This window comes from Shewanella sp. HL-SH8 (assembly GCF_051165765.1).
In the GTDB taxonomy this organism is placed as follows: domain Bacteria; phylum Pseudomonadota; class Gammaproteobacteria; order Enterobacterales; family Shewanellaceae; genus Shewanella; species Shewanella glacialimarina.
Genome location: NZ_CP195039.1, coordinates 3,463,459 through 3,483,497, shown reverse-complemented (window position 1 = coordinate 3,483,497; position 20,039 = coordinate 3,463,459). Strand labels below are relative to the sequence as shown.

The following is a 20,039-nucleotide window of genomic DNA, read 5'->3' as shown; positions in this document are numbered from 1 at the left end:
TTTATACAAAGGAAGGATTAACATGAAAAAACATCTAATAGCAGCATTAATGAGCACGGCAATGCTAACGCCTATGTTTGCCACAAGTACTGCCAACGCAGCTGATTACGTTATCGATACCCAAGGTGCCCATGCTTTTATTCAATTTAAAGTAAGCCACTTAGGTTATAGCTTTGTGATGGGGCGCTTTAATGATTTTTCTGGTGATTTTAGCTTCGACAGTAAAGATGTCGGCAAAGGTAATATTAAAGTAAACATCAATACCACTAGCGTTGACTCAAATCATGCTGAGCGTGATAAGCATTTACGTAGCGCTGATTTTTTAAATACCGATAAATTCCCGCAGGCTAGTTTTAAATCAACGTCGGTAGAAGATAAAGGCGAGGGTAAGTTTGTTGTTAATGGCGATTTTACCTTTAACGGCGTGACTAAGCCTATAGTGATTGATGCGGTGATGATTGGCGAAGGTGACGACCCATGGGGCGGATACCGTGCAGGTTTTACCGGTACAACCAGCTTTAAAATGAAAGATTACGGTATAAAAATGGATCTGGGCCCTGCATCTGCCAATGTCGAGCTTGAATTAGTTGTTGAAGGGATCAAGAAGTCATAATTAAGATATAACGGCTAATCTGTAATAGTTTGGCTGCTTTAGTATCAGAAACGGCCTGTAATCTAGATTACAGGCCGTTTTTATTTGATCAATTAAACTACTGCAGATATCAAGTGATGATAAATATCAGTCATTATATTTAACGCTAGGGAATGGGTAGTGAGCTCTTTGTTGATACAGGCACGTTTAAGGTTACATAGATGAAGGAGGTCTCTAGCCGCGGAATAGCATCAATAAAAAAGGATAAGTAAATAACTTATCCTTTAATCAAAAGCAGAACGAATTGAATTAATCTTCGGCTGGTGGCACATAGCCTTCGATTTCAACGTCTTTGCCTTCAAATAAGAAGTTAACCATTTGTTCTTCAAGAAACTTACGGTCCTCAACATTCATCATGCTAAGTTTTTTCTCATTGATCAACATGGTTTGTTTTTTCTGCCACAAACCCCACGCTTCTTTGCCAATATTATCAAAGATACGTTTACCCAGATCGCCTGGATAAAGTTGAAAATCTAAGCCATCAGCTGACTTGTTTAAATGAACGCAATTTACCGTGCGAGCCATGTTTACTCCTTAACGTGAACGGGGGAAGCGACAGAATCAGACTGTTGATTTAACACCGCACCAAGATTGGCAAGAATCTTTTCTGTTGCGGCGGCTAATCCGACTTTGGCTGGATGCTTGATGTTATACCAGAGTGGTGGACTTTGTTCCATCACCCCAGTAAATTCCTGTGGGACTCTAACGTCATTTTGAGTAGACACTTCAACCATAATAGGCTGAATATCTAAATGAAAATGACTAAATGTATGCCGAAAACCGACTAAGTCAATGGCAGATTTTTGCAGCGACTGTAACGCTAAATACTGCTCTATTGATGCTTGGTCATCAAATTGTGGAAAACACCACAATCCGCCCCAAATACCAGTAGGTGGACGTTGTACTAATTGTACTTGGCCTTGATGAAGCATGACCAGCATCCAAGCTTGTTTAGTTGGGATCGTCTTTTTAGGCTTTTTACCCGGATATAGGCTTTGTTTGCCACTAAGTTGAGCAATACAATCAATGGCTACTGGACAAGATGCGCATTGAGGTTTGCTTCTGCTACAAATGCTAGCGCCTAAATCCATCATAGCTTGATTGTACTTTTGCACATCATCACTTGGGGTTAACTGTTCCGTTAACTGCCACAGGGCTTGTTCAACGGCCTTTTGTCCGGGCCATCCTTCAACAGCACCATGTCGAGCCAATACGCGTTTAACATTGCCGTCTAAAATAGGGTGGTGTTGGCCAAGTGACAATGACAAAATGGCTCCAGCGGTTGAACGGCCAATGCCCGATAATGCTAGCACTTGTTCAAATTCAATGGGAAATTCACCCTTAAACACATCGCGAACATGAATAGCGGCTTTATGCAGGTTACGGGCTCTGGCGTAATAGCCAAGGCCGGTCCAAAGATGAAGCACTTCATCCTGTGGCGCATTTGCTAAATCGACAACGGTAGGAAACCTTGCCATAAATTTTTCGTAATAGGGGATCACTGTTGCAACTTGGGTTTGTTGTAACATTATCTCTGAAATCCATACTCTATATGGGGTTTTATTGATCTGCCACGGTAATTTTTTACGACCGTGAACATCATACCAAGCGATAATACGCTCAGCGAAAGTGGCTGCTATTTTCATGCGGGCAGTGTAGCGATACGCCTATAATCAAACAAGGTTTATATAAACAATTGTTAGTAGATTAGGTATACTGTGCCGCTGAAATAAAAAATTTAAGATTAACTATTATGATCCGGGCCGTTTCGGTGGAAATTGCACCATTGTAATAAAGAGGCAAAAATGAGCGACGTTACTACAGCTGAATTTAATGAAGAAGGTAAGTACCTTCGTAAAATCAGAAGCTTTGTATTACGTGAAGGCCGTTTAACTAAAGGTCAGTCACAAGCTATTGAATCACATTGGCCAGCAATGGGGCTTGATTACAGTCCTGAAGCATTAAATCTCAGCCAAGTATTTGGCCGTGAAGCTGATACCGTATTAGAAATCGGTTTCGGTATGGGTGGCTCTTTAGTGCAAATGGCTAAAGCTTCACCTGAGCTTAACTACATAGGCATTGAAGTACATAAACCAGGTGTTGGCGCATGTTTAGGCGATGCAGGTGAAGCGCAAGTGACTAACTTACGCGTTTATCATCACGATGCTATGGAAGTGCTAGAGCACAGTATTGCAGATGGTTCATTATCACGTGTGCAGTTATTCTTCCCGGATCCTTGGCACAAAAAACGTCATAATAAACGTCGTATAGTGCAGCCTGAATTTGCGCAGCTAATTCGCCGTAAACTTAAAATTGGTGGCGTATTTCATATGGCGACCGACTGGGAAAATTACAGCGAGTATATGCTTGAAGTAATGCAAGTTGCTGAAGGTTTTAAAAACCAATCTGCCACTGGCACAGTGGTTGAAAGACCAGATTATCGCCCATTAACAAAATTTGAAGCCCGGGGTCATCGCTTAGGCCATGGTGTTTGGGATATTATGTTCGAACGTATTAGTTAATAACGTCTAAATTAGGAGACAGTATCATGGCAACAAATCGTAGCCGTCGTTTACGTAAGAAATTACGAGTTGATGAGTTCCAAGAGTTTGGTTTTGACATCCAATGGACGTTTGAAGAGTCTGTGTCAGAGCAAGATATTGATAGCTTAATCGATCAATTTATTCATGAAGTGATCGAGCCTCGCCAATTAGGTTTCCATGGCGGCGGACATAAAGAATGGCAAGGTATTATTGCGACTCAACACATTGGTAAATGTACCGATGAAGACATTGCAGTGATTACTGATTTTTGGAAAAGCAAACCAGTAAAAGATGTAGAAGCTACAACTTTATATGATATTTGGTGGGGTTAATTGCTAAACCAAGCATTATTACAAGAGGCGGTCGACAGTGTTCGGCCGCTTTTAGGTAAAGGCAAAGTAGCCAATTACATACCGGCATTAGCCAATATTGATAGTACTAAACTTGCAATTGCAGTAACCACAGTTGATGGTCAAACAATTGGAGCTGGAGACTATCTTGAACCCTTCTCTATCCAATCTATTTCAAAAGTATTTAGTCTAACCCTCGCACTCAATCTTTATCGTGAAGATGAAATATGGAGCCGAGTAGGCAAAGAACCGTCAGGGCATTCTTTTAACTCACTAGTTCAAGTTGAATTAGAGCGGGGTAAACCGCGTAATCCATTTATTAATGCTGGCGCGTTAGTCATTGCTGATTTGTTACAAACCAGAAGCAGTGCACCAAAACATCAAATGTTAGAAGTGGTGCGTAAGCTGAGTATGAATCCAACTATAAGTTACGACAAAGTAGTGGCTGATTCTGAATTTGCTTTTAGTGCGCGTAATGCAGCGATTGCTTACTTAATGAAATCGTTTGGTAATTTTAACGGCGTAGTTGAAAATGTACTTAAAAACTACTTTCATTACTGTGCCTTAAAAATGAATTGTGCTGACTTATCTAAGTCGATGCTTTACCTGGCTAATCGCGGTAAAACCTTGTCAGGTGAACAATGGATAACGCCTATACAAACAAGGCAACTCAATGCCCTGTTAGCAACCTCGGGTTTATATGATGGTGCGGGAGAATTTGCCTATCGGGTAGGTATGCCGGGTAAAAGTGGAGTCGGTGGCGGTATTGTTGCCGTGATCCCTGGTGATATGTCAGTATGCGTTTGGTCTCCAGAATTAGACGGTAATGGCAATTCATTGGCCGGAACCGCAATGTTAGAACATCTTTGTCAAAAATTAGGTCGCTCGATCTTTTAAACATATTTCAATCTAGATAAAAATGATTAATTTAACTAAGTTTTAGTTTTTTTGGCTAATGCAATTAAGTTATTCGGTTAATGTTATCTTTAATTTTTTGTTAAGTAACTGAAATAAAGCGGCTTATTAATTTTGGCACACAACATGCTATGTCATTAGTAACTTATCAATAATTGTTGATTGACTGCTTCTTCTTAGTCAATTGTGATTCCCGTATAGCAAAAGGATTTATTAAATGACTCAACATAATCAAGTCACTAAAAGCACGCTTAATAGCCAGAAATTACTAACGGGCCTTATATTTTCTGGACTGATTTTTACTGCCGGCGCGTTCACCCCTGCAATGGCTAAAATGTCTTTGAACGATCAAAGCTGTAATGTCACCTTGCACTACGACGTAACTGTTGAGCCTAAATCCGTTAAGGTCAGTGAAAAGGGGTTAGAAAAATACCGTGTTGAAGTTGGTCAGTTATTCGTTGAAGGAAAACCGGTAAAATTAACGGCCGCTCAGCAAAAAACATTAACTCAATACTCTGATGAAGTCTCTCGTCAGGTGCCAGAGGTGATAGATCTGGTTGGTGAAGTTGTTACCTTGGCAACCCAGGCAGTTACAATGGCGCTCACTCCGTTGCTTGGTGACGCAGCCGGTAGCCAAATCGATAAATTGATGGATGGTATTGAGCAACGTGTAGATACTATGGCTTATCAGCAGGGTGATATGTTTTTCATTGGTTCAACAGAATCGTCTTTAGAAGAAACCTTTAATGATGAGTTTGAGCAAGAAATGGAAAACATTGTTTCAAACTCAATTGGAAGTTTGATGATGAGCATGGGAAGCCAGATCATGTCTTCAGAAGGTGGATCATTTGAACAGAAAATGAATGCTTTTGCGACTAAAATGGAAAATGTAGGTAAAGATATTGAATTACAAATGGAATCACAATCTGAGGCTTTAGAAGGCCGAGCTGACAAAGTCTGCGGCGATTTTGAAAAGTTGATGGTACTAGAAAATCAACTTAGAAAAGATATTCCACAATTGGCACCTTACAAACTAGCCAGTTTAGAGGCGCAGCCTTTATCTGAATAATCTTTTCTACTTCCCTTACCCGATAAATTTTACGCGACTCAAGCGCGTTAACTTGAGGAAGACTTTGTAAATCATTGGTTTCAATGTCTTATGTATGTCACCTGACTTTCCCCCTGCTAGTGCTTATTTGGCAGGGGGCTTTTTATATCCGTTATGTACCTTCCTGCAGCACCTCTTCAAGTAAACTAGCAAGTTTGTTCTGATAAAAAAATTCTCAATTATAAATATAGAGCAATGATATAGTTTTTTGTTATACTCATAAAAATTATAAGAAAAATGCACTCTATTTAAATTTTTGCTAGTTTTTCGGATAATTGGCGTAACTTTACAACCTATTGGATTTATTTAATGTTTAATAATGCTATTTAAGCCAACGGCTTCCATTGATATGACATTCATGGAAGATAAAGTGAGTAAAGAAATTGCCGAAAATCGTTTTCAATGTCGTAACAGCTTAAGGCGACTTTCATGTTAGAACTGTTAGAACCAATTGCCATTTTTACCCATGTTGCTCGTGCAGGTAGTTTTAGTGCTGCTGCAAGACGCCTTGGAATATCCAAATCTAAAGTAAGTACGCAGGTAGCTGATTTAGAACATAAATTAGGCGTGCAGCTTATTCAGCGAACAACTCGTAGTTTAAGTTTAACTGAAGCGGGTAATTTACTTTATTTACAAGGTGAAGAGCTGCTGCGCGATGCTGAACAAGCGGTTTCCAGTGTGCATAATTTGAATGATGCAACACGTGGCGTACTTAAAGTGGGAATCTCACAATCATTTGGTACCATGCATCTTATCCCTGCATTACCAGCGTTTATGGCTAAACATCCTGATCTAGAGTTGCAGGTAAGTTTGTTGGACCATAAGGTTGATGTTGTTAGTGAAGGCTTAGATTTGTTGCTAACGATGTCTGAGCAACTCCCTTTAGGCATGGTGGCTCGTCCATTAATGAAGTGCCAGTTCTTATTAGCAGCATCGCCTGAGTATGTGGCTAAGCACGGTAACATATCGCGCCCTGAACAGCTTGTTGAACACAATTGCTTAGTTTACCAAGGTGAATGGCATGAACACAGCATGTGGCAGTTCAAGCGAGGTGACGATTATTGTGAGATTGGTGTATCAGGTAATTTCCGCGTTGATAATGCACCGGCTTTAAAATCAGCAGCCGTTAGTGGGTTAGGTATAGCCTATCTTGCCAGTTATCTGATGGAAGATGAAATCGAGAAAGGCACATTAGTTCCTTTACTGACAGATTGGCAATTGACCAACAATTTACCTTTGCAAGCCGTGTATCCAAGACGTAAGCACTTAGCTCCTAAAGTTAGTGCCTTTATTGACTTCATTAAAGGCCATATTGGTACATCGCCATATTGGGACGTTAAATTCGAACATTTGTATAAATTACGTAAGTAATTTTGAAAACATTGTTCTTAAAATAGAATAAAGCCATGCAGCCCAGCATGGCTTTTTTATTTGTGTTTTTTATCAAAAGCTTAAGCTGATTGTTATGCAGTAAAAGCTAAATTGGTAAATCAATGGTTTAACTGCTGCTCACCATGGGGGTGTTGCAGTCTGTTCTTATTTGAATACAATAGATGTCAGTTGATTCGAAATGATTTGAATAAATACGATTTTGAGAAATGACCCCTTTTCATTAGCGTGTACAAATCAGCCACTTCGCAAATTTTGAGTCACGGCTGGCAGCAGTTTATAATTAAAACAATGTTAGCTTTGAAACCATCATCCTAGTTTTATTGGTTTACCCCAGACTTTGTCTGGGGTTATTTTTTTGTGTAAAAAAAAGCAACAACCCATGGTCGCTGCTTTATTTTCAAAAACTCATCTTATCGTAACGCCGTTACTTAATCGATTTAACCCAGCGGTTCACTTTAGTTTCCAGTACATCTAATGGTAACGGTCCGTATTGTAAAACGAGTGTGTGGAAGTCGCGAATGTCGAACTTGTCGCCTAATTGTTTCTTGGCGTGTTCACGTAGCTCAAGGATTTTAATCATCCCCACTTTATAAGCTGTGGCCTGTGAAGGCATAACTACATGACGTTCAACCATTTTTATGGCATCAGACTCTGCATTGGGCGTGTTTTCAACGTAGTAAGCAATACCTTGTTCACGGGTCCACTTTTTAGTGTGGATACCTGTATCTACCACTAAGCGACAGGCACGCCATAATTCCATGGCTAAGCGGCCAAAGTCTGAATAAGGATCAGCATATAAGCCCATTTCTTTTGGGAAGTATTCAGTATATAAACCCCAACCTTCGCTATAGGCAGTGTAACGACCATACTTACGGAATTGCGGAATACCTTCTAATTCTTGTGCTATGGCAATTTGCATATGATGACCAGGAATACCTTCATGGTAAGCCAGTGCCTCCATTTGGTATTTAGGCATAGCGCTCATGTCATAAAGATTAGCGTAGTAAATACCAGGTCGTGAACCATCTGGTGCTGGTTGATCATAAAAGGCTTTTCCGGCCGACTTTTCACGGAATGCTTCTACTGGGCGTACACTCAAACTTGCTTTAGGTTTGATTTTGAATACTTCATCTATTCGAGACTCCATATTATCAATCATCGCTTTAGCATCAGTAATGTAGGCATCACGACCCGCTTGAGTGTCTGGGTAGTAGAATTGCTTGTCATCCCGCATAAAGGCGAAAAATGCCTGCAGATTACCTTCAAAGCCGACTTTTTTCATAATAATACGCATTTCATCTTGAATGCGCGCGACTTCACTTAACCCTAAATCATGGATTTGATCCGAAGTCATATCGGTAGTCGTTGTACGAGCTAAGGCATTATTAAAGTAGGTCTCACCATCAGGGAACTTCCAGGCACCATCTCGGTTATCTGCCTTTTTCTCTAATTTAACCAGGTAACTTAGCAGGCTTTCATAACCTGGTTTTACACTGTCTATTAAAGCTGACTTTGCATCAGCAAGTAATGATTCTTTTTCTGATTCATTAATAGATAATTTTGCGACTTTACGATTAAAATCTGCCCATAACGCGCTGTCTTCTCCCGTTGAATCAAAAGGTGCACCGGTAATAATATTCTGGCTGTCTGATATTACGTAAGGAAACACGAATTTAGGGGCAATAATGTTTTTATCAGCACGTATGGTTAATTCAGCTTCAAGTTGAGCCAGCAGAGGCTTTACGCCCTCTAAACGGCTGATATAAGCCTTAGCATCGCTTAGATCAGTAATTTGATGTTGGTTAATTAAAAATGAGGCAATCATTGAATGCATACCATACATCTGGTTAACCGGGTAAGTATGGTAACGCCATTTATCATCAGCAATAGCCTGCTCTAAGCTTGCTTTAAATAGCTCAAAACTTAAGGTTGTTTGTTGATCAAGCTTGCTGACATCTAATGTCAGTAATTGAGCTAATTGTGCTTTGGCGAGTGCAAGATTTTTATCTGCACCGGCATCTGAAATATCACCCCATTTATCATAATCTTGCTTTATGCCTAAATAGGTTTGATTGATAGGATTAGCCATAATGCTTTGCATAAATAACTCATCAAACAATGCATTAGCTTTTTGAGATTCAGTCTGTGGTGAACTGACTTTTGTAACACTTTCTTGAGCACTATCAGCAGGCATTGAATGTGAGTGAGCGTAAATATTACCGCTTAAAAGGCTAGAAAGAGTCAACGCAAGTAACGTTGTTTTAGTTTTTATTAGCATTGCAGGCATTCCAATCTTATTTTTAAAAACGCTATCCTAATAAAGCTGGAGGTAAAAGTGTAAATTGAAGTGTTAGTAAGTGTTTCGATATTGTGAAAATAACCTGAAAGACACTCAAATTAGTTACAGTCTGGTGCGACTAGTTAGCACCAGACTGATATGTTATATAAAGCTTATTTGTTGCCTTGCTTTAATTAACCCTTTTATTACAGTTAAATAAACTGTGATAGAAGATCGTTGACAAACATATGACCTTTTGAAGTCAGCTGCCAATGGGTGCCGGTTTCAGTTAACAAGCCTCGATGAATTGATTTAGCCATACCTTCTTTTACAACTGTCGCGCTTTGACCTGTTCGCGCTTCAAATTCTGCTTTAGGAATGGGCGTCATCAAACGTAAGCGATTCATTAAATACTCTAAAGCTCTATCTTCGGTTATGACCTCTGTGGTTTCTGAGGTGTAATCACTCGCCGCCAAGTAGCCCTTAGGGTGTTTAACTTTGACTGTGCGAATAATGCTGTCCGTATCTGGTAGAGTAATTTTTCCGTGGGCGCCACAACCAATACCTAAGTAGTCACCAAATTTCCAATAGTTAAGATTATGTCGACACTGAAAACCAGGTTTTGCGTAGGCTGATATTTCGTATTGCTCATAACCTAGTGCAGCTAATTTTTTTGTCCTTGCTCGTAGATATGCCACAATTTTTCATCATCAGGTAGTTGTGGCGGTTTAGAGTGAAACAAGGTGTTTGGTTCAATCGTAAGCTGATACCAAGACAGATGCGGCGGCATTAAAGCGCCAGCGGTATCAATATCATGCATGGCTTCATCAAAGCTTTGATTGGGCAGACCGTGCATTAAGTCCAAGTTGAAACTTAAGTAATTGGCTTGCTTGGCTTTCTCTGCTGCTGTTTTTGCTTCATCTTGATCGTGTATACGCCCCAATAGATTAAGCTTTTCTTTAGAGAAGCTTTGCACTCCAATAGATAAACGCGTCACGCCTGCGGCGCGGTATGCGGCAAAATCGTCATGTTCAAGCGTGCCAGGGTTGGCTTCCATGGTAATTTCAATGTTTGTTTCGAATGGGATCATGGCTTTAACCCCTTCGAGTAAACGTTGTATTTGGCTAGCATCGAACAGCGAAGGCGTGCCACCACCAATAAAGATAGTGTGAATAGGTCTTTGTTGAACATAACTCAGATCATTTTTAAGATCTGCCAATAACACGTCGACATATTGTTGCTGTGGTAATTCGCCATTTTGTCCATGGGAGTTAAAGTCGCAATAAGGGCATTTTTGCACGCACCACGGAATATGGATGTACAAACTAAGTGGTGGTAATGACAACATCGATGGTTAGCCTATTTAAATGGGTATAATGACACTTTTCGCTTAACGGTAGCTTTTAAAAATGAATATTCAACTTACTATTAGCCCTGAATAATTCCTTTGGCCTTCATGGCTGCGACTAACATGGCTAATGCCTTACCACGATGACTATGGGCATTCTTTTCATCACTGGTTAGTTCAGCGGCGGTTTTATCAAATCCGTGCGGAATAAAAATAGGGTCGTAGCCGTGGCCTTGCTCACCTTGGGGGACTAAATTAATAGTGCCTTCCCACGCAGCTTGGCAAATAATTGGCGTCGGGTCTTTGGCATGACGCATATACACTAATACGCATTGAAAGCGAGCTGCACGATTTTGATGTGAATTCATTTCTGTAAGTAACTTTTGATAGTTGCTGACTTCTGTCGCGCCTTGGCCTGAATAACGTGCCGAATAGATACCTGGTTGGCCGTCTAATGCGTCAACTTCGATACCTGAGTCGTCGGCTATAGCGGGTTTACCCGTAATTTCAGCAGCATGACGAGCCTTAATAATGGCATTTTCAACAAACGTGGTGCCGGTTTCGGCGACTTCTGAGACATTAAATTGGCTTTGGGCAAGCACTTGAATATTGAATTGGGCCAACATTTGATCAAACTCGTTAAGTTTGCCTTTATTGCCGCTGGCTAACACAATTTGTTGTGAAATGGGTGCTTGCATGAAACTGCCTTATTTTGTCATCTGAAAAGATCGGCATTATACCCCAAGCTAGCAGTAAAAGAAGGCGGTAAATCAGCTCGCTAAGTTAACCAGTGCAAGTTTAGCTAACCCAATACGGGCTTATTAGTCTGTATTCTAATCAATCAACATAAAACTTTTGCTTAAATTTTAGCGAGGTATTTAATTTTTTAGCGTGTTTAATGGCAATCGAAAAGTTAATTTCCTGGTCGTCACGATAGGGGACCTGGGCAATATAATAAATAGCATCGCCTTCACGAATTTCTTTAAAATTAAGCTCCATTTTTGCATCAAGTAAATTATTAGCAATGCCCGATATTTCAACCGCAACCGCTGGATTACCCTCTTGGCTTGTATCTAATACCGCAATATTGATAATGCCGTTATAGCGGCTGCGCTCAATACCATAGGTTTTAGCTATAGTGGGGGTAATAAAGGTGCTGTTAAGTGCCATATAATGAATGTCAAAATTACCGACTTGTTGTTTCTGCTCTGCTTGTGCTGGCGCAATTAATAGCATTAGGCTCATGATGAGTGCAAACGGGAGTATTTTGTTAAACATTTTAATATCCTTTTTAAAAGCAGCGCAAAACTGCTGTATGTCAGAACTGTAAGTATAGCGCTATATCATGTGTCGCGGTTAATTCTGGCATTAGGTGTCGCAATAAGCGTAACGCCATTTTTACATCAATCTAGTGCCAGTTTTCAGTATGAAAAAGGCAGTCTAAAAAGACTGCCTTTCAATATGATACGTTTTAAGCTAAATCATCGCCCAAAATGGAATGTATTGGGAAAATAAAATATTGATAAAATTCATCGCAATAAATAATACTAATACTGATAAATCTAAACCGCCGATTGCCGGGATCACTTTACGAATTGGCGCTAAAATTGGGTCGGTAAGTTGAGACATTATCATTACAATAGGGTTGTAGCCCTGATTAAACCAGCTTAATACCGCACGAATAAGCAGCATCCAAAATAGCAGTACCCCAGCGTTTTTCAGCACCGAAACTACTGAAAAAAGTAATAAGGTAGCAATATCAATTCCAGCGCCTGCAATGAATGTCAGCACTAACATTTTGAGTATTACTACGATTAAAGCTAATAGTAACGATGCAGTGTCAATGCTACCTATAGAGGGGATAACTCTGCGCATTGGCGCGACAATCGGTTGGGTCGCTTTTACTACAAATTGGCTAAATGGGTTGTAAAAATCGGCTTTAACTAGCTGTAGCCAAAAACGTAAAATAACAACCATTAAATATAAATCAAACAAGGTGCTAACTAAAAAACTCATCGCATTCATGATGTTGCCTTACCATTTTAGTGTTCAGGGTATAGTCATTGGCCTGATTTATTAACCAATGATGTCAAAATAACTTGAGTGATTTTAGCACTCAAAACCGCGAAAACACGTAATTTAAGTCAATTTATAAACTTAAAATGTTTTTGCCATTTCTTCTGCTTTAGCAACACAATTACTCATTGCGCTATCGACTAATTCTCGTAAACCACCTTTTTCAAAGGTTTCAACGGCTTGTGCTGTTGTGCCACCCTTTGAGGTGACATTATTACGCAATGTTGCTAAAGATAAATCTTGATTCTGAATCACCATTTGCGCCGCACCCAGAGCCGCTTGCTCTGCTAATGCCCGTGCTTTGGCTTCATCCATACCCATTCTTTTGCCTGTTTCTATCATTGACTCAATAAACAAGAAAAAATAAGCTGGTGAGCTGCCAGCAAGCGCGATAACTTGATTAAGTTCGCTTTCTTTTTCGACCCAAATGACTTTGCCACCGCTTTCCATCAAGGTTTGGCATATGGCTTTATGTGCTTCAGTAATACTCTCATCAGCAAAAATGCCTGTCATGCCATAACCTAATTGTGTTGGCGTATTTGGCATAGTGCGAATAAGTTTAATGGGTTGGTTAAAGTATTCTGGGTATCTCGATGCTGGAATGCCTGCAGCAATAGTGATGACTAACTTATTGGATAAATCGAGAGTTTGCATAGACTCACAAACTTGTTGCATCAATTGGGGCTTGACGCTGAGTACAATCACATCAGCATCTTTTGCAGCCTGAATATTATCGTTAGATACCAGAATACCAAAGTCACTATTAAGTGCATCAAGCTTAGGTTGACTGGGATTAGTCGCGTGAACTAACTCACTTGGATAACCATTTTTTACCAGTCCGCTAATAATGCTACGGGTCATATTTCCTGCACCAATAAAACATACTTTTGCTTGTGTCATTATATTGTCCAACTTTTAATTCGATTACGTACCATCTTTGTTTATATGAGGGCAAAAAAGCCATTTTCAATGTTAGCCACTGTGCAGCGGTATCCATAAGCTATCACTTTTAGAACAACTTGAAGGTGAAACGACTCATATTTCTATCGTTATTGAGCTTGTTAATGTTGCATGCACTAACATTTAGAAGGCGTTAATACAGCGCTAGCTTACGCTCTGTCACCAAATATCGCACTGCCTATTCTTACCATGGTAGAACCATTAGCAATGGCCATATCTAAATCGCCACTCATTCCCATTGAAAGGGTATCAATACCTTCAAATTGTTGCTGTAAGTGCTGATATATTTGCTTAAGTTGACTGAACTCAGCTTGCTGGACGTTGACATCATCTGTCGCGGTCGGAATGGCCATTACTCCCCTTAGCGATAAATTTGGCATTTGACTGATTTGCTTGGCTAATTCAATAACAGCTTGCGCATCAATACCTGATTTGGTGTCTTCTTGGCTAATATTGACTTGAATGCACACCTGAAGCGGTGCTTTTTGCGCAGGGCGTTGATCGTTCAGCCGTTTGGCCGTTTTCTCACGGCTTAAGGTATGCATCCAATCAAAGTGTTCTGCAACAATTTTAGTTTTGTTCGATTGTAATGGTCCAATAAAGTGCCATTCAATATCTGGATGCGCCTGTTGCATTGCGATAATTTTTTGCTCACCTTCCTGGACATAATTTTCGCCAAAAAGTCGCTGTCCAGCCTGATAAGCTTCTATAATGTCGCTAATAGGTTTAGTTTTACTCACCGCAAGCAGCTTTATCTCGCTGGGCGAGCGTGAACATTTTTGCGCCGCTTGATTCATTCTACTCTGGGCGATTGATAATCTGTCTGCTATTGTTGTATTCATATTGTTAAAATGGACGTCTCTATAATGGAAATCACTGAATTACTGGCCTTTAGTGTAAAACATAAAGCATCAGATCTACATCTTTCTGCAGGTGTTTCACCTATGATCCGTGTTGACGGTGAAGTCAGAAAAATTAACTTGCCGCCGTTAGATCATCAAGGTGTACACAGTTTAGTGTACGATATTATGAATGATAAACAGCGTAAAGATTACGAAGAACATCTTGAAATAGATTTCTCGTTTGAAGTGCCTAACTTAGCACGTTTTCGTGTTAACGCATTTAACCAATCCCGTGGTGCTGGTGCTGTATTTCGTACCATTCCATCTGATATCTTGTCACTCGAGCAGCTAGGTGCACCGGATATTTTTAAAAAAATCTCCAGTTTTCCTCGTGGGTTAGTATTAGTGACAGGACCAACAGGCTCTGGTAAATCAACCACATTAGCGGCAATGGTCGATTACATTAATGAAAATCGTCATGAACACATTTTGACGATTGAAGACCCAATCGAATTCGTTCACCAAAATAAGCAATGTTTAGTCAACCAACGTGAAGTGCATAAGCACACCCACAGTTTTAATGCGGCGCTTAGAAGTGCACTGCGTGAAGATCCCGATGTTATTCTTGTGGGTGAGATGCGTGACTTAGAAACCATTCGCTTAGCCATGACAGCGGCAGAAACGGGTCACTTAGTATTTGGTACTTTGCATACTACTTCAGCGGCAAAAACCATTGACCGTATTGTTGACGTATTCCCCGCAGGTGAGAAAGGCATGGTACGGACCATGTTGTCAGAATCATTGCAGGCAGTTATTTCACAAACACTCATTAAAAAGGTCGGTGGGGGACGTGTAGCCGCACACGAAATTATGATGGGAACACCGGCTATTCGTAACTTAATACGTGAAGATAAAGTGGCGCAAATGTATTCAGCTATTCAAACCGGTATGGCTCACGGTATGCAAACGCTAGATCAATGCTTACAAACGTTAGTCAATCGTGGTTTGATTACGCGTGAAGATGCCATGCATAAAAGCGGTAATAAGCAAGCCAACTTTTAAGGAATAGTACAATGGATGTTCGCCCTTTTTTAGCCACTATGGTTGAAAAAAAGCTTCTGATTTATTTATCACAGCTATGTTTCCACCAAGTGCCAAAATTGATGGTGAGTTACATCCACTGTCAGAAGAAAAACTCACGCCTGCCCAGTCATTAGAGTTTGTTGAATCTTTAATGACCGATGTGCAGAAAAAAGAGTTTAAAGAATCTCGCGAATGTAACTTTGCCTATGCGGTTTCGGGCTTAGGGCGTTTTCGTGTGAGTGCATTTTGGCAGCGTGACTCAGCAGGCTGTGTCATGCGCCGTATTGAAACCAACATTCCTGAAATGGATGATTTGAAACTGCCGCCCATTCTTAAAGATTTAGTCATGAGCAAACGCGGCTTAATTATTATGGTTGGCGGCACGGGTACGGGTAAGTCAACATCGCTAGCCGCGTTAGTGGGTTATCGTAATGCTCATGCTCGGGGACATATTTTAACCATTGAAGACCCGGTCGAATTTGTGCATAACCACCGTAAAAGTATTGTGACTCAAAGAGAGGTGGGTATTGATACCGTGTCTTTTGATGCGGCACTTAAAAGCTCTTTACGCCAAGCGCCCGATGTTATTTTGATTGGTGAAATTCGTACCCAAGAAACCATGGAGTTTGCATTATCGTTTGCTGAAACGGGTCACTTATGTATGGCAACCTTGCATGCCAACAACGCCAACCAAGCACTTGATCGGATTATGCACTTAGTACCTGAAAGTAAGCATGCTCAGTTATTATTCGATTTGTCGCTTAACTTACGCGGTATTGTTGCTCAACAGCTTATTGCTAAATCTGATGGTTCTGGTCGTCGTGCGGCAATTGAAATCCTTATCAATACTCCGCGTATTGGTAGTTTGATCGCAAAAAATGAACTGCACTTACTTAAAGAAACCATGGCTAAATCGAATGAGCAGGGCATGCAAACCTTTGACCAGGCCTTACTTGGTTTGTACTCTGAAGGTGAAATTAGTTACGCCGATGCATTACACCACGCCGATTCTCCTAATGATTTGCGCTTAATGATTAAGCTTAAAACCAATGACTCTTCTAATTCAGGCTTTTTGGAAGGTGTGACATTAGACATGGATTAAGCCAAGTTAATTAACGCTTTGTGCTATTTATGATTAAGCCGCAACAATCGTTGCGGCTTTTTTGTTATAATAGTTGCCCTTTTTCTGTACCTTTGCCATCACTAATTAAGCTGTCACTTTACAACCGATCAAATGGGGATTTGCTTTCATCACGTTAATACCATCCTAAGGGTTATTTCATGTCTTTTCTCAAGAAATTATCACCATTATTACTCGCTATTTTACCTTTTCAGTCTCAAGCCGTTGAGGTCACTGATGAGCTAGATATTGGTGGCGCTGTACGCGTTAACTACGGCTGGAAAGATTATGACAATAACGCAAAACTAGAGTTTGAGTTATTTCGCGCCGATGTTAATTACAAAACCGGCGATGGTTTGTTTGCTTCAGCCCAATATCGTTGGTACCAAGATATGGATGTCATCCACCATGCGTATATGGGTTATCAATTTAATGAGGCACAATCAGTGCAGGTGGGAGTTACCCAAGTGCCATTTGGACTATTGCCTTACGCGGCGCATTCTTTTTGGTTTGGTGCGACATACTACATAGGTTTTGAAGATGATTATGATGCGGGAATACATTATCAATATCAGCGTGATAATTTACGTGTCGATTTAGCTTATTTCGCCAATGATGAGTACGGCAAAGGTAGCCGTTTTGATCGCTACTCTTTCGATGTGGCAACCACAGAGCAATCACCTTATCAAGAATCTGGCCAATTAAATGCCCGTGTTGAATATGAGATAAGCCAAAATAGTTTTAGCCAAAAGATTGGTAGTTCTATTCAATATGGTCAACTCGATTATGTTACTAGCGTTAACGGGGCAGAGGGGATTGATGGCAATACACCTAATACAGATGACATCAGCACATTTTCCGGCGCAGTGCATTGGCAAGTAGATTGGCTAACCTGGCAACTTCAATTGCAGTATTTACATTACAATTATGATGTTAAGTATGGTAATCGTATCGCATTATCGGCATTTTTATACCCATTTGAAATAGCGTCACAAGCTGATGTAGTAACCGCTAACCTATCAAAATCTATCGATGTAAATTTTGGACCTATTTCAAATATTAACTGTTATAACGATTACAGCACTGTACTTGTATCAGGAAGTGGGCTTGCTGATTCGATTCAAAATGTAACGGGCTGTGCTATTACCGCAGGTAAATTTTATTCGTATCTTGACTGGATCGTGGGTAAGAATATGTACTTTGTTGGCGGCGACGGTGTTGGCATTGATAATGATGATACCTCGTGGCATTCTCGACTAAACATTAATGTCGGGTTTTATTTTTAATTAGGCTCAGACTTAACGATGTACAAGAGTTAATTTCGCTATATCAATGATTTCAAACTAGTGATCCAAGTCAGCAGCATAATCGTATACATGAGACATATTCTGGGCTGTAAAATTGTGCTGATAATATTGATTTAATCGTCACTAGCACTTACTCAGTTAGTGCTTACTAGCTAACTAGCCATTTTCTAAAAGTCAGTTTTTAGTAAAGCTAGATATCAGTAGATTTAGTTAAATATTAGCAGCTTAACGTATTCATTAATTCAATAAGGATGACTTATGTCAGGTTTATCGCAAATGTCTTCAAAAACGCTTCCTTCTATAGCGAAGCTTTCATTGGTTGCCACATCACTAGTGGCTCTTACTATCGGTATGACATTTTTCAGTGCTAATGCTAATGCTAATGCTAGTGCAGCAAGTTGCCCTGATTACCTAAATGTAGAAGCGCGTAAACTGCATTCAGACGATAACGTCAACTTGTGTGAGCTAACCGAAGGTAAAACAGTGTTAATAGTCAACACGGCTTCAAACTGTGGCTTTACCTCACAATTTGAAGGGCTTGAAGCCTTACACAAACAGTATAAAGACAAAGGATTAGTTGTTATTGGTTTTCCATCTGATGATTTTTTCCAAGAAGAAAAAGATGAAGCCAAAACCGCCGATGTCTGTTTTATCAATTATGGTGTGACATTCACTATGGTTGCCACCTCGCCAGTACGTGGTAACAATGCCAACTCAGTCTTTCAGCACTTAAACCAGAAAAGCACGGCGCCAAAGTGGAACTTTTACAAATATTTAGTTTCGGCTGACGGTGAGACTGTGACCCAGTTTAATTCGCGCGTAAAACCAGATAGTGAAGAGCTCAAAAAAGCTATCGACAAGCAACTAAGTATTTAATTATTTAATTTCAGTCGCATTTTTAATAAAAAATTGAGACAAGAGGATATTTTCCAAATATCCTCTTGTCATAAATAAATATATTCATCAGTTCATTATACTAGGAGCGAGCTTTGGCGCGATTTTCAGGGTTAGATAAAGAGACAGGGCACAGTGCTCGCGGTAAAACAGGCGTATTATTGCTTAACTTAGGTACGCCTGATGCGCCTACCACCTCAGCCGTCAGACGTTATTTGGCAGAGTTTTTGGCCGATCCTCGTGTAGTCGAAATCCCTAAACTAGTATGGATGATGATCCTTCACGGTATTATATTACGCGTTCGTCCAGCAAAATCTGCCGCTTTATACAAGCAAATTTGGACTGAGAATGGCTCTCCGCTGCTGGCTATAAGTCAACAACAGCAGGCTAAGCTCGATAAGTTATTAGCTTCAAGCGGAATTGATGCTAGCGTACACCTAGCCATGCGATACGGTTCACCCTCCGTCGCTTCAACTTTGCAAAAAATGCACAAGCAAGGAATTGATAATTTAGTGGTATTACCGCTTTATCCTCAATATGCCGCGCCCACAACGGCTTCGGCATTTGATGCAATCGCCAAAGAGTTATGCAAATGGCGCTACTTACCCGCATTACACTTTATTAATACCTATCATGATCATCCTGATTTAATCTCAGCACTGGCTAATTCAATTGAGCAAGATTTTGCTAAGCATGGCAAACCGCAAAAATTAGTGCTGTCCTATCACGGTATGCCGGAACGTAATTTACATCTAGGCGACCCTTACTATTGTTTTTGTATGAAAACCAGCCGTTTAGTGGTTGAGAAATTAGGCTTAACGGAAGACGATTACGTCGTTACTTTCCAATCTCGTTTCGGTAAAGCAAAGTGGTTACAGCCATATACTGACGTCACTATTGAAGCTTTACCTGCTAAAGGCATTAATAATATTGCTGTTATTTGCCCTGCATTTAGCGCTGACTGTTTAGAAACCTTAGAAGAAATTCAAGGGGAAAATCGTCACGTATTTGAAGGTGCTGGTGGCACAGACTTCAGATATATTGAATGTTTAAATGATAATGACGACCACATTCAAATGATGGCTAACATTGTAAAACCTTATTGTTAGAAACTGATCCCGGCCCACAAGCATTGCCGGGATGACGTTAGAAGCATTATCAGCATGACGTA

Annotated in this window: 18 protein-coding genes and 2 pseudogenes; 11 read left to right on the top strand and 9 right to left on the bottom strand. The window is 40.3% G+C overall.

Annotated features, from left to right (window positions below; translation table 11 throughout):
• Positions 1-22: 22 nt before the first annotated feature.
• Complete coding sequence (locus tag ACRWQN_RS15315; protein WP_434938704.1) at positions 23-613, top strand: YceI family protein; 591 nt, start codon at positions 23-25, stop codon at positions 611-613.
• Positions 614-901: 288 nt separating this feature from the next.
• Here ACRWQN_RS15315 and ACRWQN_RS15310 read toward each other — a convergent pair whose 3' ends face one another.
• Both ACRWQN_RS15310 and mutY read right to left on the bottom strand, forming a co-directional pair.
• A complete protein-coding gene (locus tag ACRWQN_RS15310; protein WP_226414073.1) occupies positions 902-1,177 on the bottom strand; it encodes an oxidative damage protection protein in 276 nt (91 codons plus the stop codon).
• Positions 1,178-1,179: 2 nt separating this feature from the next.
• Positions 1,180-2,298, bottom strand: a complete 1,119-nt coding sequence (gene mutY, locus ACRWQN_RS15305) for an A/G-specific adenine glycosylase (RefSeq protein WP_434938702.1) — start codon at positions 2,296-2,298, stop codon at positions 1,180-1,182.
• A 159-nt stretch (positions 2,299-2,457) separates the two neighbouring features.
• Between mutY and trmB the strand changes: the two genes are divergently transcribed.
• The 5 genes from trmB to ACRWQN_RS15280 all read left to right on the top strand — a co-directional run bounded on the left by trmB (position 2,458) and on the right by ACRWQN_RS15280 (position 6,939).
• Complete coding sequence (trmB, locus tag ACRWQN_RS15300) at positions 2,458-3,174, top strand: tRNA (guanosine(46)-N7)-methyltransferase TrmB (protein WP_434938700.1); 717 nt, start codon at positions 2,458-2,460, stop codon at positions 3,172-3,174.
• 26 nt (positions 3,175-3,200) lie between these two features.
• Entirely contained in the window at positions 3,201-3,527 is a 327-nt protein-coding gene (locus ACRWQN_RS15295; RefSeq protein WP_226414077.1) for a 50S ribosome-binding protein YggL, read from the top strand.
• A complete protein-coding gene (glsB, locus tag ACRWQN_RS15290) occupies positions 3,528-4,442 on the top strand; it encodes a glutaminase B (protein WP_434938699.1) in 915 nt (304 codons plus the stop codon).
• A 235-nt stretch (positions 4,443-4,677) separates the two neighbouring features.
• Entirely contained in the window at positions 4,678-5,529 is an 852-nt protein-coding gene (locus tag ACRWQN_RS15285; protein ID WP_434926827.1) for a YggN family protein, read from the top strand.
• Between the two features lie 468 nt (positions 5,530-5,997).
• The gene (locus ACRWQN_RS15280; protein WP_226414080.1) at positions 5,998-6,939 is read left to right on the top strand and encodes a LysR family transcriptional regulator; all 942 of its coding nucleotides are present in this window, start codon (positions 5,998-6,000) and stop codon (positions 6,937-6,939) included.
• Positions 6,940-7,384: 445 nt separating this feature from the next.
• Here the strand turns inward: ACRWQN_RS15280 and ACRWQN_RS15275 are convergent, their stop codons facing one another.
• From ACRWQN_RS15275 to ACRWQN_RS15245, 7 genes and pseudogenes are all read right to left on the bottom strand, one after another.
• Positions 7,385-9,238 carry a DUF885 domain-containing protein gene (locus ACRWQN_RS15275; RefSeq protein ID WP_434938698.1) on the bottom strand — a complete coding sequence of 618 codons (1,854 nt, stop codon included), beginning with the start codon at positions 9,236-9,238 and terminating at the stop codon, positions 7,385-7,387.
• A 212-nt stretch (positions 9,239-9,450) separates the two neighbouring features.
• Positions 9,451-10,586 (bottom strand): annotated as a pseudogene (gene hemW / locus ACRWQN_RS15270) (radical SAM family heme chaperone HemW).
• An 80-nt stretch (positions 10,587-10,666) separates the two neighbouring features.
• Positions 10,667-11,284 (bottom strand): RdgB/HAM1 family non-canonical purine NTP pyrophosphatase, encoded by a 618-nt coding sequence (rdgB, locus tag ACRWQN_RS15265; RefSeq protein WP_434938696.1) that lies wholly within the window; start codon positions 11,282-11,284, stop codon positions 10,667-10,669.
• 139 nt (positions 11,285-11,423) lie between these two features.
• The gene (locus ACRWQN_RS15260) at positions 11,424-11,864 is read right to left on the bottom strand and encodes a DUF4426 domain-containing protein (RefSeq protein ID WP_434926824.1); all 441 of its coding nucleotides are present in this window, start codon (positions 11,862-11,864) and stop codon (positions 11,424-11,426) included.
• A 198-nt stretch (positions 11,865-12,062) separates the two neighbouring features.
• Complete coding sequence (locus tag ACRWQN_RS15255; RefSeq protein WP_434926823.1) at positions 12,063-12,611, bottom strand: YggT family protein; 549 nt, start codon at positions 12,609-12,611, stop codon at positions 12,063-12,065.
• Between the two features lie 132 nt (positions 12,612-12,743).
• Entirely contained in the window at positions 12,744-13,562 is an 819-nt protein-coding gene (proC, locus tag ACRWQN_RS15250) for a pyrroline-5-carboxylate reductase (RefSeq protein ID WP_434931415.1), read from the bottom strand.
• A gap of 209 nt (positions 13,563-13,771) precedes the next feature.
• Positions 13,772-14,464: a YggS family pyridoxal phosphate-dependent enzyme gene (locus ACRWQN_RS15245; RefSeq protein ID WP_434938694.1), complete on the bottom strand. Its 693-nt coding sequence runs from the start codon at positions 14,462-14,464 to the stop codon at positions 13,772-13,774.
• A 24-nt stretch (positions 14,465-14,488) separates the two neighbouring features.
• Here ACRWQN_RS15245 and ACRWQN_RS15240 point away from each other — a divergent pair, with 24 nt between their 5' ends.
• The 5 genes and pseudogenes from ACRWQN_RS15240 (at position 14,489) to hemH (ending at position 19,977) form a co-directional block, all read left to right on the top strand.
• Positions 14,489-15,526 carry a type IV pilus twitching motility protein PilT gene (locus ACRWQN_RS15240; RefSeq protein WP_434926820.1) on the top strand — a complete coding sequence of 346 codons (1,038 nt, stop codon included), beginning with the start codon at positions 14,489-14,491 and terminating at the stop codon, positions 15,524-15,526.
• An 11-nt stretch (positions 15,527-15,537) separates the two neighbouring features.
• Positions 15,538-16,649 (top strand): annotated as a pseudogene (locus ACRWQN_RS15235) (PilT/PilU family type 4a pilus ATPase).
• A 179-nt stretch (positions 16,650-16,828) separates the two neighbouring features.
• On the top strand, positions 16,829-17,953 hold the full coding sequence (locus ACRWQN_RS15230; RefSeq protein WP_434938692.1) for a hypothetical protein: 1,125 nt from the start codon (positions 16,829-16,831) through the stop codon (positions 17,951-17,953).
• Between the two features lie 372 nt (positions 17,954-18,325).
• Positions 18,326-18,850 (top strand): glutathione peroxidase, encoded by a 525-nt coding sequence (locus ACRWQN_RS15225; RefSeq protein WP_434940673.1) that lies wholly within the window; start codon positions 18,326-18,328, stop codon positions 18,848-18,850.
• A gap of 113 nt (positions 18,851-18,963) precedes the next feature.
• Positions 18,964-19,977, top strand: coding sequence for a ferrochelatase (gene hemH, locus ACRWQN_RS15220; RefSeq protein ID WP_434931419.1), 1,014 nt, complete (start codon positions 18,964-18,966; stop codon positions 19,975-19,977).
• Positions 19,978-20,039: the final 62 nt, after the last annotated feature.